We start from the raw sequence: 17,685 nt of genomic DNA, 5'->3' as shown, positions 1-17,685 counted from the left end.
ATTTTGTGTTTTGAAAAGCTAATATATAAAAAAAACTACTCAAAATCTGAGTAGTTTTTATATTGTAAATAAAGTGGAGATTATTTCTTCAAATAACCGTCTACTTCGTCTGCATTCATTACTTTTTCTTCGAAAACGTAAGCACCTGACTTAGATGACTTAACCATTTTCACAACTTTAGTCATTTTCTTTGACTGACCGCTTTGTAGGGTTGCTACTACTTTCTTTGCCATGGTAAATTATATTTATAAATTACTTGATTTCTTTGTGAACTGTAACTTTCTTAAGAACAGGATTGTACTTTTTCAATTCCAGTCTCTCAGTAGTGTTCTTTTTATTTTTAGTAGAAATGTATCTTGACATTCCCGCCATACCACTCTCTTTGTGCTCTGTACATTCAAGGATTACCTGAACTCTGTTTCCTTTTTTTGCCATGATTTATTAATTCTTTTTAATCAATCCGTTTCTAGTAGCTCTTTCAATAGCTTCCTCGATTCCAATCTTGTTAATCACTCTCAATCCATGAGCTGATACTTTCAGTGTTACGTGCTTATCTTGCTCCGGAAGGTAAAACTTCTTCTCCAATAAGTTAATTTCAAAACGACGCTTCGTTTTGTTATTAGCGTGAGAAACGTTGTTACCAACCATTGCACGCTTTCCTGTTATTTGGCAAATTCTTGACATATCTCGATGTTCTTATTTGTATAATATTTGAGGTTGCAAAATAACGAAGAATTTTTTAGATAGACAAATCTTTTGAAAAATATTTACAAATAACTGGCTGATTAATAATCATGAATTTTAAAATAAAATAATTCCCGAGACACGCTGAAGCAAGTGACTGATATATTTCATGTAAACTTTGCAGGGAATGCAAATCTGAATGTTCTATCTTTGTTTTTAATTAATCTAAATAAAAATAATATGAAAAGAATTTGTATTCTTTTATCCTTGCTTCCTGTTGGGATGATGGCGCAGAACTATGCTGAAGTCCAGACCAATATGAAGAATTTTTACTACGGATCGGCTGATACGGCTGATATGGATGGTGACGGAAAGCAGGATGTAGTGATCAACGGAGCTATTGATACGGATCATGACGGCAATGTTGATACGTCTTTTAACGAAGTATACAAAAATAATGGGATTTCACTGGAACCGTATGCTGATCTGGGAGTGAATGCAACGCATCTGGGCGATATAAAATTCATGGATTTTAATAATGACGGTCTTCTGGATATTATTTCTACAGGATTAAGCTATAATGATGTTGTTAATTATAAGCATTACAGATTCCGGAACTCAGGAACGGGTTTTATTAATGAAGCTGTGCTTGACGGCAAAATATACGGATCTTTAGAGGCTTTTGATTTTAATAATGATGGTAAGGTAGATTATGCCATTAACGGGACTCAATATGTGGAAGGGTCTGGTTTTCTGAATAATCTTGATTTTTATAAGAATACGGGAACTGATTTCGAGATCTTTAAGGGCTGGCAGCCGGGAACACAGAATGGAAGCTTTAAGTTTGTAGATCTCAATAATGATCATCTCCTCGACCTTGTTATTCTGGGAATGGAGCAGGGTGATCATCCGGTCTGTAAAGTGTATCTGAACCAGGCAGGAACACTGATGCCTTCACAGGATCTTACTGCCCTGACAGGTGGGAAAATGGATTTCGCAGATTTCAATGCGGATGGCTATCAGGATGTGGTCATTACAGGTCAGGATAGTAGTTATTCCGGATTTCTTGCCGTACTGATGAATGACGGGACCGGGCATCTGAACCCACAGCAGATAAATGTTGCTGAAATCTCAGATTCATCTGTAGCTGTGGGTGATCTGAATAATGACGGATACTATGATTTTATTGTTTCCGGGAACGATGAGAACAATGATGCTGTGGTAAAGACTTTTCTATACAATCCTTCCAACCAGAATTTTACTGAAAATATCCCTACAGGACTGCATGCTTTAGGAGGGCCGGGCTTTGTGAATTTACTTGACCTTGACAATAACCACCGTCTGGATATTGTATTGGCCGGATTTGATTGGGCAGATCCGGGCATGCCTTCACTGACCAAAATGTTCAAAAATACTTCTACAGAAGTTAATCTGAAACCTGTACCTCCTGCAGTCCTTCATGCAACAAAAACCGGAAGCCGTTTTAATTTTTCATGGAGCGGTGCATCCGATGATAAGACACCAACGAATGCCCTCCGTTATGAGATCAAAGTGGGATCTGCTCCCGGAGCCGCCAATATTGCAAAATATGTAGTAACAACACCGTCCTGGTTTCTGGATCTTGATCCTTCTGTTCAGAATGTATATTGGAGCGTAAGATCAATAGATGCTTCCAGGGTCTTTTCCGATGCTTCAGTACAGGGCGCATTGGGAACACGTGATGTAGCCATAAACAGTAAGATTTCGGTGTATCCGAATCCTGCATCAGATAAAGTATTTATTAAAGGAGAAAAAGTTTCGGATATTGAAATATATTCCATGGACGGAAGAAAACAGCATGCTGTTTTGAATAATGATCAGTCGGTCAACGTCTCACATCTTATAAAAGGAGCTTACCTGCTAAAACTGAAAACTAAAAACGAAATAACCACTCAAAAACTTATGATTAAATAAAACTGAAGAGTTCTATTAGTAAGAAAAGCCAGGCGTCCAGCTGGCTTTTCTGTTTTTTTCAGTGTGAGATTTATTTAAAAGAACTTTATCTACGGGATAAAGTTCTTTTATATTTGGTTGTATTGTTGTGAGTCACCCATCAATCAAATTAATTGTACAGGTAGTAGATAAATTTAGATCTTTAAAAAAGCTTAAGTGTACTTTTTATAAACTTTAAACTAAAACTTAAATGTTTATCTTTTGTGACTTTGTGGTCAATATTAAGCTTTCTTAGTCCTGTTCCTGAACTTTTCGATCAAAAAGTAAAACAGTAAGAATCCCAGGGCAAAGATGGAAAATCTTGATAGCAGGTCTCCGGCTCTTGTATAGAAGGTCATCGTTTCGTAAAGATTCACTTTGGCGAATAGTGTTGTTTTATCACCATAGAAAGTATCGGCTACCACTTCTCCTTTTGCATTGATATGGGCAGATATGCCACTGTTGGCTGCACGCGCAATTTCCCTTCTGGTTTCAATAGCTCTTAGCTTTGCATAAGACAGAAGCTGTTTGTGTCCTTCTGTAACGCCCCACCAGGAATCATTGGTCATAATGCCTAAGAAATTGGCTCCTTTTTTCACATAATCTGTTGTGAATTCTCCGTAAATACTTTCGTAGCAGATGATAGGTGCTAATCTGCCTTTGTTGTACGGATTCGAAAAAGATTTTCTTTCCTCATCTATTCCTAAAGAAGCCACCGTTCCGCCCAGATTAAGCATTGCATCGCCTAAAAGAGGTTTTAAAACACTCATGTACGGGAAGATTTCAACGCCGGGAACCAGTTTTCCTTTGTGATACACCTGAATTTTTTCTTGTGACGCAATCTGAATAGCGGTGTTGTAGCTTTCCACCCAAAGCTCCGGATTGACCTGATAAGCTTCCTTCGGAATATTCTCCTGGTTTTTGTAGAAGCGGTGGGAAGAAATTCCTGTGGCAAAAACAGCTCCCGGATGTTTGGATAAAAAACCTTTCACATTATTTAAAAGCAGACTCTTTTCGAAAGCGGTTTCGGAGATAGACCCTCTTCCGGGAAGTGCTGTTTCCGGAGCAATATAATAATCAATCTTTCCTTTTGAATTGTTTTCTGCCAGGGTTAAAAGATCATTTTCAATAGTCAGGCTGTCTTTTGAATATTTTTCGGCATAAGGATCAAGATCCGGCTGAAGCATCAGGACATTGACCTGCCCGGAAGGCTTTTCATCAAAATTATTGTATTTGACCAATGAGATGATCATCGGAAGAATGATCAAAGCAGCAACAATTGAGGTGTTTTTGATCAGGTCTTTTCTTTTTCTTCCTGCTTCCCAGGTTCTTAAAGTATAAAAAATCAGAACATTGATGGATAAGATCCAGAAACTTCCTCCGGTTGCTCCCAGGGTGTCATACCATTGTATTAATTTAGGATAATCTGAAAATACATTTCCTAGATTCAGCCACGGCCAGGTCAGTTCCCAGTTCAGGTGGAATTTTTCAAAACTCATCCATACGGCAATCAGAAATCCTAATCCCCAATACGTTCCCTGTGCATTTTTGTACCAGTGATAGCACTGGAAAACAAGAGAATAAAGGAAAGAGTTAACCAAAACGGGAAATACAACCGCCATCATGGAGTGACTTCCGTCCGGGTTCCTGGAGCCATACAGCCAGCCGGTCGTTACAATATTCCAGATCACAAAACAAAGATAGGAGAGTCCGAAAACCATCCAGCTTTTTCTTTTGTACGATGAAAATTTTGAGATTCCGTGTTCCATCATTAAAAGCGGAACAAGGGCAAAAAATATAAAGAAAGGAACTCCGTAAGTAGGCCACGAAACAGACAGCAGCATTGCTGAAATCAGCGTAAGTAAAATGTATTTCATTAAATTAATTTAACACACAAATTTAATGTTTTTGAAATGAATAAATTTGTACCTGATGTTAAAGAAATTTTATAAAATTATTATTGTTCCGTATACATTGTTTTTGCTTTATCTTATGTTTCTGGGGATGGGCAGGTTTCAGTATGAAGATAACCTGATCAGGATACAGCCGGTTTTGTCTACCGTGCAGTTTATCCTCAACACGATTGGATGGAAGGATATTGTCATTATTGTTTTGGGCAATATTATCATGTTCATTCCTTTTGGCTTTCTCGGCTGGATCTTTCCTCAGCTGAAAGAACTGAAAATACTGCTCTATGCTTTTGTTTCTGCCATCGTTATCATTGAAGCGCTTCAGTATTTTACCAGAATGGGAATATTCGAGGTAGATGACATTATTCTTAATACTTTCGGTGTATATTTCGGATGGCTGCTCTGCAGGTTTGTTGAAAAGAGATTTAGCCGTTTAATTCTTTAGCCCGTTTTTCCGCATTTAAAATTCCTCCTTTTAAAATTTCTTTAAAATTGTGGTCTTCAAATGTTTTTAACGCAGCTTCAGTGGTTCCGCCTTTGGATGCTACGTCTTTGATGAGTTCTTCAAGGTTTTTTTCGGAATTGTTGATCAGGTGATAGGCGCCTAGCATCGTCTGCTGTACAAACAGTTTAGAAAGATTTTCATCGATACCCATTTCTACGCCTGCTTTTATCATGGCATCTACAATATAATAGAAATAAGCTGGCCCGCTTCCTGAAAGTGCTGTAACGCCATCCAGAAGGTCTTCATTTTCCAGATAAACCGATCTGCCGGTACTGTTCAGTAGTCTCTCAATATTGATCAGCTGGCTGAAAGAAATACCTCCGGCAGCGGTATAGCCTGTAATTCCCATTCCCAAGAGGGTAGGAGAGTTGGGCATAGCTCTTACAACGAGTGGATGGTTTAATAATTTCTGAATTTTTTCTATCTTAATTCCTGCCATGATGGACAGAACCATCTGGTTTTCTTTTAATGTAAATTGAAAATTTTCAGTAACATGCAGAAAGTCCTGCGGCTTTACAGCTATAATAATAAGATCTGCATCCAGTTCCTGAGTTTCTTCAAAAGTGGAGATCTGTGATTTTGGAAACTCTTCGGCTATTTTAGAAATCTTAGCCTGGCTGCGGGTGATCAGGTGAAGATCTTGTGGCTTGATCAGTTCGTACTTTAAAAATGATTTTGAAAAAGAAAGGCCCATATTGCCGGCTCCGAGGATCGCTATTTTCATATTTGTGTACTTTTTTCAGCTAAAATAACATTTTTCTCCGTAAAAAAGGCTGTTCAATAGATTTGAAAACAGCCTCTGTATTATAAAATATTCACTTCTCTTTCCAATTCTATCCCGAACTTTTCTTTTACGGAATGGATAATCTCAGTAGAAAAATCAAAAATTTCTTTTCCGGTGGCATTTCCTGTAGCATTAACAATAACCAGTGCCTGGAGTTTATGTGAGGCTGCGTTTCCAATTTGTTTTCCCTTCCATCCGCACTGTTCGATCAGCCATCCGGCAGGTACTTTTACAATGTCTCCGTTCGGGTATCCCGGAATGTTTTCAAATTTTAGCTTTAAATCTTCAAACTGGGTGAGAGGAATAGTCGGGTTTTTAAAAAAGCTTCCGGCATTCCCTGTTTCTTTAGGATCCGGTAATTTGCTCTGTCTGATATGGATCACCGCTTTGGAAACATCCTGAATGGTAGGATGGGTGATTCCTAAATTTTCCAGTTCCGTTTTTATCGCGCCATATTCTGTTTTGATGTGATGGTCTTTCTTTGTTAACTTAAAACTGACTTCCAGAATCACATACCTTCCTTTTCCTTCCTGCTTGAAAATAGAATCCCTGTACCCGAAACGGCACTGTTCAAGATTAAATGTTTTAAGCTCAAGATTTTCAAGGTCTAAAACAGTACAGCTGACGAAAGTATCCTTTATCTCAGTTCCGTAAGCTCCGATATTCTGCATCGGGGAGGTGCCTACATTACCCGGAATCAATGAGAGGTTTTCCAGTCCGCCGTAGTTTTTTTCAAGACTGTACATCACAAATTCGTGCCAGTTTTCCCCGGCTTTTGCCGTAACAAGAACTTCATTTTCATTAAGGTCTTCTTCAGAAATTCCTTTTAAGCTGAGCTTAATGGCAAGGCCATCAAAATCTTTCGTCAGCAGAATATTGCTTCCGCCTCCTAAAAATAAAATCTGAAGATGATGATCTTGGGAATAACTGATCGCGTCTCTGAGCTGTTCAAGGTTTTGTACTTCAATAAAATATTTTGCCTTGGCATCAACACCAAATGTATTGTAAGGTTTTAACGAAAAATTTTCTTGCATGTTTTTATTGGTATTCTGTGGGAAGGATGAGATTGAGTTGTTCTTTAAACTGTTTCAGCTGTCTGTAATGCAGCGTATCTGCATAAGAATTGACATAAATATGTGACTTTTTCGGAGTCCTGATCTGAAAGGTTTCATCAATGCCGTCTACGGACTGTTGGCTTGGAGAACTTTGTATCACATCCAGATCTTTAATATTAATAGAAGAGATAAGGTTGTTCCAGGTCTGTCTGCTGATGGCTGAAGCCCATTCTTGATGAATTTGGCGGGCTGTGATGCCTTTTTCTGCGTGTATGGAGTCTTTTGTAACTTTGATGATCTTATAATCACCTTGGTCGCCACCGATATTGGATACACTGATGAACGTTATCTCATTCGGATTTTTATGGGCAGAAGTTGGTTCTTTCTTTTTGTCACATGAAAAAAATGCCGGCAGCAAAAACATTGAAAACAGGAGTTTCAGATAAGTACTTTTTATTGCCGGCATCATAGATTATATTTAGAGACTGAATTCTTCTCTGTATTTCTTTAAAGCATCTTTAAGGATCTCTGCGCTTCTCTTAAGATCTTCTTCTTTTAAAACGTAGGCAATTCTTACCTGTTTTTTTCCCAATTCAGGGTCGCTGTAGAAGCCTCCTGCAGGAGCTACCATGATCGTTTCCTTGTTAAGGGAATATTTTTCTAAAAGCCACTGTGCAAATTTCTCAGTGTCATCTACCGGAAGTTCTGCTACACAATAGAAAGCTCCTCTTGGTTTAGGACAGATAACTCCGGGAATGGCATTCAGAAGATCTACCAGGATATTTCTTCTGTGTGTGTATTCTTCTCTTACTGCTCTGATATAGGCTCCGTCATTCTGGTGTGCAGCTGTTGCTGCGATCTGTCCTAAAAGAACGGGGCTCAGTCTTGCCTGTGCAAAAAGCATTGCTGCATCATGGATCTTCTTGGAGCGGGTTACCATACACCCGATTCTTACTCCGCACATGGAATAACGCTTGGATTCTGAATCAATGATGATACAGTTGTCGCTCAGTTCAGGGAAATCCAGCATAGAGATCTGCTGCTTTCCGTCATAAACATATTCTCTGTATACCTCGTCAGAGATAATAACGATATCATATTTTAAAGCAATTTCCGCCAGCTTCTGAAGCTCTTCACGGGTATAAAGATATCCCGTAGGGTTACCCGGGTTACAGATAACGATTGCTCTTGTTTTTTCTGTGATTTTTTTCTCAAATTCTTCAATTGGAGGAAGGGCAAAACCAGTGTCAATAGTAGACGGAACTGCTACAACGTTAACGTTGAATGTACTGGTAAAACCATTATAATTAGCATAATAAGGTTCAGGAATGATAACTTCGTCACCGTCATCACATAAAGTGGAGATCGCGAAGTTTAATGCTTCAGATCCGCCATTGGTTACAATGAAATTATCAGGCGTCAGATCAGAAAAACCTAAAGTGTGATAATATTCCGTAAGGGCTTTTCTGTATTCTATATTGCCTTCAGAAAGCGCATATTCCAATACTTTAAGATCAATATTCTTTAAAGCATTTAAAGCTGTTTCCGGCGTTTCAATATCAGGCTGCCCGATGTTGAGATGATATACTTTTATTCCCTGCTGTTTTGCTTTTAAAGCATAAGGAACCAGTTTTCTTACCGGCGATGGCGGCATATGCTGCGCTCTGTTTGAAATATTTGGCATTGTTCAAAAAATTTGTATGGCAAAAATAAGATTAAATTTCTCAATAATAAAATAACCTGTTACCCATTTTAAATGCTTTTTAAGTGTTTTGTAAATCAGTGAATTAAAATTGATTGTTGGTAGTTCTTTTTGATGGCCACTGTAATCTTTTTATTTGGGTTTGATGCTGGTCAGTAATTTCTTAAAAATACAGGCTATGGGAAACTATTATGGATAAATGACTGAAATTGTTAAAATAACATATTAAAATGTGAATAAAGTATTTGGTTAGAAATTTATGTTTTTATATAGATTAATATATTGATATCTTAAAGTAATCATATAATGTTTAATAATTTTGCAATAATATCGATTTTGTATTGGCTTTTTTATTAAATTTAAGCACTAATTAAAAATAATTATGAAAATACATTTACCATTGAGGATTTTATCTGTTATGACTCTTTTTGCGGCATCTACCATGAATGCCCAAAATTTTCAGACCATGCCTGTCCAGTCCGGATATACGGCAGATGTCATTGCCAACGGTGTTGGCTCGGCGATGGCGTCTACTACAGAAGATGTTGACGGAGTATCTTTTGCATTTGTATCAAGGGATTTTCAGCTCACTTCCAGCAGTGCGCCGCTTACCTACGGACTTCCCACCAACGGAATCATAAATTCTGCAGTAAGTTCTACTCCCGGACTTACTTTTAAATTGGGGGATCTGTCCGGAAACAATTCCTTAAAGATTTCAAGCAATGCTGCCGGCAGTAACAGCGGAACGCTTGCATTTGTAACACCGGCTGCAGCTTTCAAAGTGTATATGCTTTCAACTGGCGGAAGCGGAACATGTACAGTTAATGTAACCGTCAATTTTACGGATAACACTTCCCAGACATTTTCGGGGGTAGCGATCTCCGACTGGTATGGCGGATCGAATTATGCCATACAGGGAATCGGACGAATCAACAGAAGCAATAATGTTTTAGAGCCCAATTCTTCGAATCCGAGACTGTATCAGTCTGCCTTGACTATCGATGCTGCCAATCAGACAAAACCTATTCAAAGTGTTACGGTAACCAAAGTCAGCGGAACAGGAATCGCTAATGTTTTTGCTTTCTCTGCTGATGCCTATACAGATTGTGTGGCACCAACGCTTCAGCCTGTAGGTACGCTTACTTCAAATTCTGCTCAGGTTTCATGGACGATACCGGCCAGTGTTCAGGCAGTAAGCTATGATGTTTATTACAGCACCAGCAATACAGCGCCTACAGCAGCAACAGTGCCTAACCATCCCGGAGTTACAGGAACTTCTTTTACCATTCCTTCTTTATCGCCAAGCACAGTTTATTATTATTGGGTAAGAAGCAATTGCAGCACAGCAACGTCTCAGAGTGGCTGGTCATTATCCGGAACATTTACCACTTTGTGTGGGGCTGTGGTTCCCACTTACACTAATGATTTCAGCAGCTTTCCGGGAACATGCTGGACCGGAGCCCTTTCCGGAGGTACTCCTGCTACAGGTCCTACGGGGACATCGTCTTATTGGATGTCTGGTGGATTCTTAGGCACCGGATCCGGAGGATCAGCGACGATCAATCTATATTCAACAGGCAGAACGGGCTGGTTAAAAACAGTGCCTTTCAATCTTTCTGCGGGAACATATAAAGTTAAATTTAATTATGGTGTGGCAGCGTATCTTAGTACGAATGCTTCACCGATGGGATCCGATGATGTTATTCAGTTTTTAGTATCCAATGATGGCGGAACAACCTGGACTGTTTTAGAAACATGGAACCAGGCTAACGCGCCGACCAATACTTCAACCCAATATGCTTACACTTTAGGAGGATATAACAGCGCCAATACCGTATTTGCGTTTTACGGGACAGACGGAACAGTGAACGATGACCCTGACTATAATTTTTATGTAGATAATTTTACTGTTGAGAGTGCCCAGCTGGGTACTTCAGAAGTGAAAGACGGTATCAGGAAAGTATCGGTACATCCAAATCCGTTTAAAGAAATTCTTTATATTTCAGATCATAGAGAAGTGAAATCTGTAACGGTAGGGGATTCTTCCGGAAGAACTGTAAAAACAATTGCAGGAGCTGTAAAAGAGCTTGATCTGAGTACACTGAATGCAGGTCTGTATTTTGTTACCATCTACTTCAAAGACGGATCACAGTCTACGGTGAAGGCTGTTAAAAAATAATTTTTTTAATGTCAATAAAGTTGAGCGGCAGTGCATTCATGTACTGCCGTTTTTTGTTGATTAAATTTCGTTTACAGTATTCATAAATTTTGTTATTTTGAAAGAAATTAAAACGTACTGAAAATGCAAATTCCAGCGGACTCTATAACCGATTATATCTCAAAAATTCCTGAAGAAAGACAGGAAGTATTCAAAAAGCTATTTGATACCATAAATGATAACCTGCCAGAAGGCTTCCGGGAAAATATCAGCTACGGCATGGTTGGCTGGGGTGTTCCGCTCGAAACCTATCCGGCCGGCTACCATTGTGCACCAGGTACACCATTACCGTTTATGGCTCTGGCTTCCCAGAAAAATTTTATCGCATTCTATCATATGGGAATTTATGCAGATCCTGAATTGTTAAACTGGTTTGTAGCTGAATACCCCAAATACTCAAAAAGAAAGCTCGATATGGGGAAATCCTGTGTAAGGTTCAAGAAACTGGATGATATTCCTTTTGAACTCATTGCTGAGGTCAGTAAAAAAATGACCGTTGAAGACTGGATCAATATCTATGAAACACAGTTTAAAAAAAGTAAGGAATCTGCTTCAAAAGAAAAATAGACTTAATAATAATTGTAAATCCCGATTGTATCAGGCAATCAATACTATGTTTAAATTTAAAAAAGATCTGTTTCAAAAAATTCCTGAAATTCTGACCTGTGCTGTTTTCATCGCTGTTATTTTGTTGTTGCAGCAATGTAACTCTCAGGCTAAATCCGGGAAGCTGATGAACGGAGATCTGCTTTTTGTTACTGCAAAAGAAACCGGCCTCTCGGGAGCGATCAATAATGTTACTCAAAAGCAGAAAGAGGCCTCGTTTGATCATATTGGAATTGTAGAAAAACAAAACAATCACTGGTACGTTCTGCACGCGGCTCCCAAAGGAGGTTCTCAAAAACAGGATCTGATATCTTTTCTTAAAGATCAGGCTGATGACGGTCAGAAAGTAATAATCTACCGCCTCAGGCCCGAATATCAGAAATCTATTCCGGCTGCTCTTAAAAAAGCAGAATCCATGATAGGGAAGCCATATAATTTCAACTATATCCTGGACGAAAACTCTTACTACTGCTCAGATTATATTGAAAGAGCATTCAGGGAGAACCATATATTCAGGCTGGAGCCTATGACATTTATTGATCCGAAAACCGGTAAAACCAATGAATTCTGGACAGAATTTTACAAAAAGAAGAATCTGGAAGTTCCTGAAGGGCAACCGGGATGCAATCCCAATGGGCTGGCTGCTTCAGAAAAGCTGGAAAGGGTAGGAGAATTATAAATGACGCTTAAGGAATAACATTACCCTTAAAGATGCAATGATCTTTAGGGGTATTTTTTTGGTTAAAAATTGGACCAAAAAGTTTGATGTAGTAATTCTTTAATATTAAACTTAAAAAAAATTTTAGTTAAAATTTAAAATTATTAGTCCACTAATTTGGTGGACTAATAATTTTTTATACTTTTGTCAAAGATTTAACGCAAAAGCAACCATGATCTAGAAAATGTTTAACCAAAAAATTGTTTAGTGATGATTACACCTAATCCTACGCTGCAGGTATTACCCAACAAAATGGGCCTGCCTAAAAAAGAACTGATACTTGAAATAGAATTAAATGGCAAAATGAAATTTGAGCATTTAATGAATACCATCTATAATCAGTTCGGGATCTGTCACAGGGTGCTGTCTGCTAATGTAGAATATATCAACGGAAACAGTTTTGGTTCGGTACAGTTATACATTAATGTTAATTCAGAAGATTACCAGCAGCTGGAATTTTATCTGAATAAAAATAAACTTTTAAGTACCATGGTGGAATATAACTGCCGTAAGTATTTTTAGGGGAGATTCATATAGTTTTAATTACAAGAAAGTATCCGGTTTTTATCGGATACTTTTTTTATAGGTGTTTTGGCATCAACATAATTAAACTTCTGTTTTCTGATCATTAAGACTAATAAGCTGTTAAATGCATTAAAACAATCCTTACAAGGCCTTACAGGATCTTAATAATTGATCTTGATTAAATTTCCACAAATTCTTCTTAATGTCTTGAAAATAATAGTTATTCAGCTTAAATAGGCTAAAATAATTAATTACTCTTCCGATTCAAAAAAACAGTATTTTTAAAGAATACAAAACATAAAAATTATGACCATAGTTATTATTGCTTTAATTGCAATGTTCCTTATTTACGCCGTATCCATCTACAACCGTTTGGTAAAATTGAAAAATCTGGTTCAGGAGGCCTGGAGCAGTATCGATGTGATGCTTAAGAAACGGCATGATCTTATTCCCAATCTTGTGGAGACCGTGAAAGGCTATGCTACCCACGAACGGGAAACCCTTGACAGTGTGATAAGAGCCAGAACCCAGGCTGTGGGTGCAGATTCCGTTCAGGCTAAAGAAGCAGCAGAGAAAAACCTGAATCAGGCTATGATGAATCTGTTTGCCGTAGCAGAACAGTATCCCGATCTGAAAGCCAATACCAACTTTCAACAACTGCAGAGCGAGCTTACGTCTATTGAGAATGATGTTGAGAAATCAAGGAGGTATTATAACGGAACTGTCCGTGAGAACAACACTTTAGTTGAATCTTTTCCGAGCAATATTATCGCCAATATGTACAAGTTTGAAAAATCGCCTTTCTTCGAACTGGAAAATATTGCGGAAAGAGAAGTTCCAACCGTAAAATTCTAAGAAATGAAAAAGTTGCTGCAGCTTTTCCTTCTTCAGTTTTTTTTCATAGCCTTTGCCCAGAACGAATTGGGACGGACAGATCAGCTGTCCATTACCGGACCGGAAAAAATCATTTCCTTCCATTCCGATATTGATATTGATAAAAATTCAGGTGCTACCGTTACTGAAAATATTAAAGTATACAGTCTCGGAAATAATATCAAAAGAGGAATTTTTCGGGCGCTCCCTTTATCCAGAAATCTGAACCATAAAACCCAGAAAGTAAGATATCATATTATTTCAGTGAAAAAAAACGGGGAAGAGGAAGACTATCATGAAGAAAAAGAAGATGGCTATCTAAAAATATATGCAGGAAATAAAGATGTGATCCTGGATCCCGGAACCTATGACTATGAAATAAAATATAAAACAGAAAACCAGATCGGCTTCTTTGCCGGATATGATGAGTTTTACTGGAATGTAAACGGTACCTATTGGGATTTCGATGTGGACACTATTTCGGCAAAAGTACACCTTCCTGCCGGAGCCGGGATTATCCAGAACTCTTGCTATACCGGAGCTTACGGCAGCAACAGCCAGAACTGTACTGCCAAAGTGCTGTCCGGTGAGTCCATAGAATGGGGCGCTTCAGACCTTCGTGCCAATGAAGGTCTTACCATCGCGGTAGGTTTCAAAAAAGGAATTATGGTTCCGCCTCCGCCACCTACTTTCCTGGAAAAATATGGAGTGTTGATTGGGGGATGTATCATATTCCTGGGATTGCTTCTGTATCTTTATTCAACCTGGATGAAATATGGGATAGATCCGGAAACCCCTACCGTTTATCCGCAGTTCAATGTTCCTGAAAACCTTTCACCGGCCTCTCTGGGGTATATCAATTCCGAAAGCTTTAAGAACAAATACCTGACGGCTGCTATTGTCAGCCTTGCTGTAAAAGGATATGTAAAGATCATAGAAAGCGAAAATTCCGGTCTGCTGGGCTTTTTCAATACCAAAACCTTTATACTTAAAAAATTAAAAGAAGCAGATGAAACCCTTCCGAAGGAAGAAATTAACCTGATGAACAGTCTTTTCTCAGCATCTGAAGATTCTGTAGAGTTTGATGGGAAATACAATTCTAAAATTGAAACTGCTGTTCAGAATTTTAAAGGAACACTGAGTTTTCAGCACGATGATTTTTTAAATGAAGGAAACAATAAGAAAAAACTGGTGCTTCCATGGCTTATTATCAGTCTGATGTATGGTTTCGGCTTATTCGTAAGTTATAATATATTGCCCGAGCCTGAAAAGGTATTTGCCGGAGTAATTTTATATATTATTATTTTTATTGCATTTGCTTTAATAGCATTTTTAGCAAAGAAACTGTCGTGGAAACTTTTATTTTTTATTCCTATTCCTCTCAGTATTGCTTTAGGAATTGGAGGGGTAGTTTCTCAGGAAGGAACAGATGGCGGGAGCATCAATTTTAGTGTCTGCTATATTTTTCTTGTGCTGGCATTTTCGGTAATGGTACTTTATCAATATTTAATCAAACAGCCCTCCAAAGAAAAGCTGAGAAAACAATCCCTGATAGATGGTTTCAAAATGTATATGGGGGCAGCCGAAAACGAACAGCTGAAATTCCATAATCCTCCTCAGATGACCCCGCAGATTTTCGAAACTTTGCTTCCTTTTGCCATGGTCATGGGAGTGGATCAGATCTGGGGACAGAAATTTGATGACCTGTTGAAAAGAACAGCAGCTGAATATCATAATACCTGGTATTACGGAGGTGTAATGAATCATCATGCTTTTGCCAATACCTTGAACTCAAGTCTTACGCAGTCCATACAGTCTGCATCTACCCAACCATCCAGTTCCGGCAGTGGTTCAGGTGGTGGTGGATTCTCCGGTGGCGGAGGCGGCGGAGGTGGCGGCGGAGGCTGGTAGCCGTTAAAGCCTGTAAAAAAATAAAGCGTTCAAAAATTAATTTGAACGCTTTTTTATTGGATTAGAATAATATATTTCTAAATTCTTTCAATATCAGCACCAATCGCTTTCAGTCTTCCGTCAATATTCTCGTAACCTCTGTCGATTTGCTCGATATTGTGGATGATGGACTTTCCTTCTGCAGAAAGCGCTGCGATAAGAAGGGCATTTCCTGCTCTGATATCCGGGGAAACCATTGTAGTTCCTCTCAACGGAGCTTCCTGGTTCAGTCCGATTACGGTTGCCCTGTGCGGATCACATAAAATAATCTGTGCACCCATATCAATCAGTTTATCCACAAAGAATAATCTGGATTCAAACATTTTCTGGTGAACCAGAAGACTTCCTTTTGCCTGAGTGGCTACTACCAGGATAATTGATAGTAAATCCGGTGTAAATCCAGGCCATGGAGCATCTGAGATGGTAAGAATAGATCCGTCGATAAACTTCTGGATCTTATAATTTTCCTGGGCAGGAATGAATATATCGTCATTGCTCTGCTCAAGCTCGATTCCTAATTTTCTGAAAGTGTTAGGGATAACGCCAAGCTGGCTCCAGTTGACATTTTTAATAGTGATCTCAGATTTAGTCATGGCAGCAAGACCAATCCATGATCCGATCTCTACCATATCCGGAAGCATCGTGTGTTCCGTACCGTGAAGATGTTCTACCCCTTCAATCGTGACCAGGTTGGACCCGATCCCGGAAATATTGGCACCCATTCTGTTCAGCATTTTACACAGTTGCTGAAGATAAGGTTCACAGGCAGCATTATAAATTCTTGTTTTTCCTTTGGCAAGAGCTGCGGCCATTACAATATTCGCAGTTCCGGTTACAGAAGCCTCTTCCAGAAGGATAAACTTCCCTCTGAGTTCCTTAGCTTTTAAAGAATAAAAATATTCATCCTCGTCGTAATTAAATTCAGCACCAAGTTCTACAAGTCCCTGGAAATGAGTGTCTAATCGTCTTCTTCCTATCTTGTCACCTCCCGGAGTCGGCATATACGCTTCACCATAACGGGCAAGCATAGGGCCCATCAGCATGATGGAACCTCTCAGTTTGGCACCGTCTTTTTTAAATTCATCAGACTTGATATAATCGAAATTGACCTTATCAGCTTTAAATGTGAAATCGCCCTGACCATTCTTGGTTACCTTAACCCCGAAATCGCCCAGAATTTCAATCAGTCTGTTTACATCATGAATGTCCGGAATATTTTTAATTCTTACCTCCTCATCTGTTAACAGGACAGCACATAAAATTTGTAGGGCTTCATTTTTTGCCCCTTGTGGAGTGATTTCACCATGCAGTCTTTTCCCTCCTCTTATCTGAAATGTTCCACTCATTACTTTCTGTTTTTATGGTTGTTGTTATGCCTTCTCTTATTGGTCTGGTTTTTATTATTGTTGTTGTTATTACTGTTGCTGCTTCTGCCGCTGTTACTGTTGTTTCTGCTGTTGTTGTTATTGCTGGTATAGTAGATTTTGCTTTTCTCCAGAGATTCTATTCCCGTAAGATCCAGCCTGTTTTCAGAAAGCTCCTTCAGGTGGCGGAAGATAACGTCATCCGTTACATGTTCCTTATTATATACATTATAAGATTTCTTCATGTTGTTGGCAATCACTTCGATCAGGGCTTCCTTCTCGTCGCCGGGTTCCAGCTCGATAGCTTTTTCTATCAGCTGAAGAATACTTTTTCCGTAGAATTTAAAATCTCCCTGAAGTTTAGGGTAATCCATTTTTTTAGGCTTTTCGGCAAGCTGTTCTCTGGTAGGAAAAGGGTATGGGGAATCCACATCAAGATCATATTCCGCTAAAATGAAAAGATGATCCCAAAGTTTATGTTTATAATTTTCTTCGTCACGGAGCTGAGGGTTTCTCTGACCCATAAAATCGATAATGGCCATAGCCATTTCACTCCTTTCCTCTTTGGTAGGGAGCTCTTTGCAGCGTTCAACCAGCTGCTGTATAATTCTGCCGTATTCCGGCATATGAAGCTGAGTTTTTTGGGTATTGTATTCCATAGTATGCAAATATATGGATTAAAAGAAAAATTGCTTTGAAATTATTAAAAGTTTATGATTTTTTAATGAATTTTTTATACAGCCATTGTCGGGAATCTTTTGGTGAAAATGAAAATTTTTTGTATTTTATATGTTTTGTTTCAATAAAATTGTAATTTAGT

18 protein-coding genes are annotated in these 17,685 nt (G+C 38.6%); 8 read left to right on the top strand and 10 right to left on the bottom strand.

Going from position 1 to position 17,685, the window contains the following annotated elements:
- Positions 1 to 80: 80 nt before the first annotated feature.
- The 3 genes from AC4IFE_RS17400 to rpmB are packed head-to-tail and all read right to left on the bottom strand — an operon-like array spanning position 81 to position 684.
- On the bottom strand, positions 81 to 233 hold the full coding sequence (locus tag AC4IFE_RS17400; protein WP_002976755.1) for a DUF4295 domain-containing protein: 153 nt from the start codon (positions 231 to 233) through the stop codon (positions 81 to 83).
- A gap of 19 nt (positions 234 to 252) precedes the next feature.
- Positions 253 to 435 carry a 50S ribosomal protein L33 gene (gene rpmG, locus AC4IFE_RS17395; protein ID WP_007841812.1) on the bottom strand — a complete coding sequence of 61 codons (183 nt, stop codon included), beginning with the start codon at positions 433 to 435 and terminating at the stop codon, positions 253 to 255.
- 6 nt (positions 436 to 441) lie between these two features.
- On the bottom strand, positions 442 to 684 hold the full coding sequence (gene rpmB, locus AC4IFE_RS17390; RefSeq protein WP_002976757.1) for a 50S ribosomal protein L28: 243 nt from the start codon (positions 682 to 684) through the stop codon (positions 442 to 444).
- A 240-nt stretch (positions 685 to 924) separates the two neighbouring features.
- Between rpmB and AC4IFE_RS17385 the strand changes: the two genes are divergently transcribed.
- On the top strand, positions 925 to 2,637 hold the full coding sequence (locus tag AC4IFE_RS17385; protein ID WP_490758408.1) for a T9SS type A sorting domain-containing protein: 1,713 nt from the start codon (positions 925 to 927) through the stop codon (positions 2,635 to 2,637).
- 260 nt (positions 2,638 to 2,897) lie between these two features.
- Here the strand turns inward: AC4IFE_RS17385 and lnt are convergent, their stop codons facing one another.
- On the bottom strand, positions 2,898 to 4,532 hold the full coding sequence (gene lnt / locus AC4IFE_RS17380) for an apolipoprotein N-acyltransferase (RefSeq protein ID WP_490758407.1): 1,635 nt from the start codon (positions 4,530 to 4,532) through the stop codon (positions 2,898 to 2,900).
- Between the two features lie 55 nt (positions 4,533 to 4,587).
- Between lnt and AC4IFE_RS17375 the strand changes: the two genes are divergently transcribed.
- On the top strand, positions 4,588 to 5,010 hold the full coding sequence (locus AC4IFE_RS17375) for a VanZ family protein (RefSeq protein WP_490758406.1): 423 nt from the start codon (positions 4,588 to 4,590) through the stop codon (positions 5,008 to 5,010).
- Here the strand turns inward: AC4IFE_RS17375 and proC are convergent.
- From proC to AC4IFE_RS17355, 4 genes are all read right to left on the bottom strand, one after another.
- Entirely contained in the window at positions 4,991 to 5,794 is an 804-nt protein-coding gene (proC, locus tag AC4IFE_RS17370) for a pyrroline-5-carboxylate reductase (RefSeq protein WP_490758405.1), read from the bottom strand. The two genes, AC4IFE_RS17375 and proC, sit on opposite strands and share 20 nt — an antisense overlap.
- A gap of 80 nt (positions 5,795 to 5,874) precedes the next feature.
- Positions 5,875 to 6,888 carry a UDP-N-acetylmuramate dehydrogenase gene (gene murB / locus AC4IFE_RS17365; RefSeq protein ID WP_490758404.1) on the bottom strand — a complete coding sequence of 338 codons (1,014 nt, stop codon included), beginning with the start codon at positions 6,886 to 6,888 and terminating at the stop codon, positions 5,875 to 5,877.
- Positions 6,889 to 6,892: 4 nt separating this feature from the next.
- Positions 6,893 to 7,378 (bottom strand): hypothetical protein, encoded by a 486-nt coding sequence (locus tag AC4IFE_RS17360; RefSeq protein ID WP_490758403.1) that lies wholly within the window; start codon positions 7,376 to 7,378, stop codon positions 6,893 to 6,895.
- Positions 7,379 to 7,387: 9 nt separating this feature from the next.
- Positions 7,388 to 8,593: a pyridoxal phosphate-dependent aminotransferase gene (locus AC4IFE_RS17355; protein WP_490758402.1), complete on the bottom strand. Its 1,206-nt coding sequence runs from the start codon at positions 8,591 to 8,593 to the stop codon at positions 7,388 to 7,390.
- A 400-nt stretch (positions 8,594 to 8,993) separates the two neighbouring features.
- On the opposite strand from AC4IFE_RS17355, the gene AC4IFE_RS17350 reads away from it, so the two are divergent.
- From AC4IFE_RS17350 to AC4IFE_RS17325, 6 genes are all read left to right on the top strand, one after another.
- A complete protein-coding gene (locus AC4IFE_RS17350; RefSeq protein WP_490758401.1) occupies positions 8,994 to 10,790 on the top strand; it encodes a T9SS type A sorting domain-containing protein in 1,797 nt (598 codons plus the stop codon).
- Positions 10,791 to 10,913: 123 nt separating this feature from the next.
- A complete protein-coding gene (locus tag AC4IFE_RS17345) occupies positions 10,914 to 11,396 on the top strand; it encodes a DUF1801 domain-containing protein (RefSeq protein ID WP_490758400.1) in 483 nt (160 codons plus the stop codon).
- A 46-nt stretch (positions 11,397 to 11,442) separates the two neighbouring features.
- Positions 11,443 to 12,114 carry a YiiX/YebB-like N1pC/P60 family cysteine hydrolase gene (locus tag AC4IFE_RS17340; RefSeq protein ID WP_490758399.1) on the top strand — a complete coding sequence of 224 codons (672 nt, stop codon included), beginning with the start codon at positions 11,443 to 11,445 and terminating at the stop codon, positions 12,112 to 12,114.
- Between the two features lie 249 nt (positions 12,115 to 12,363).
- Positions 12,364 to 12,675, top strand: coding sequence for an NIL domain-containing protein (locus AC4IFE_RS17335; protein ID WP_490758398.1), 312 nt, complete (start codon positions 12,364 to 12,366; stop codon positions 12,673 to 12,675).
- Between the two features lie 309 nt (positions 12,676 to 12,984).
- The gene (locus AC4IFE_RS17330) at positions 12,985 to 13,533 is read left to right on the top strand and encodes a LemA family protein (protein WP_490758397.1); all 549 of its coding nucleotides are present in this window, start codon (positions 12,985 to 12,987) and stop codon (positions 13,531 to 13,533) included.
- Positions 13,534 to 13,536: 3 nt separating this feature from the next.
- The gene (locus AC4IFE_RS17325; RefSeq protein WP_490758396.1) at positions 13,537 to 15,462 is read left to right on the top strand and encodes a DUF2207 domain-containing protein; all 1,926 of its coding nucleotides are present in this window, start codon (positions 13,537 to 13,539) and stop codon (positions 15,460 to 15,462) included.
- A gap of 77 nt (positions 15,463 to 15,539) precedes the next feature.
- Here the strand turns inward: AC4IFE_RS17325 and murA are convergent, their stop codons facing one another.
- The gene (gene murA, locus AC4IFE_RS17320; RefSeq protein WP_306844771.1) at positions 15,540 to 16,847 is read right to left on the bottom strand and encodes a UDP-N-acetylglucosamine 1-carboxyvinyltransferase; all 1,308 of its coding nucleotides are present in this window, start codon (positions 16,845 to 16,847) and stop codon (positions 15,540 to 15,542) included.
- Positions 16,847 to 17,524 carry a DUF4290 domain-containing protein gene (locus AC4IFE_RS17315; protein ID WP_490758395.1) on the bottom strand — a complete coding sequence of 226 codons (678 nt, stop codon included), beginning with the start codon at positions 17,522 to 17,524 and terminating at the stop codon, positions 16,847 to 16,849. Before AC4IFE_RS17315 ends, murA begins: the two co-directional genes overlap by 1 nt.
- Between the last annotated feature and the right edge of the window lie 161 nt (positions 17,525 to 17,685).

It is taken from the genome of Chryseobacterium sp. UF-81, assembly GCF_058245105.1.
Note: the sequence above shows the minus strand (reverse complement) of the source record. Positions and strands in the feature narration are given on the sequence as shown.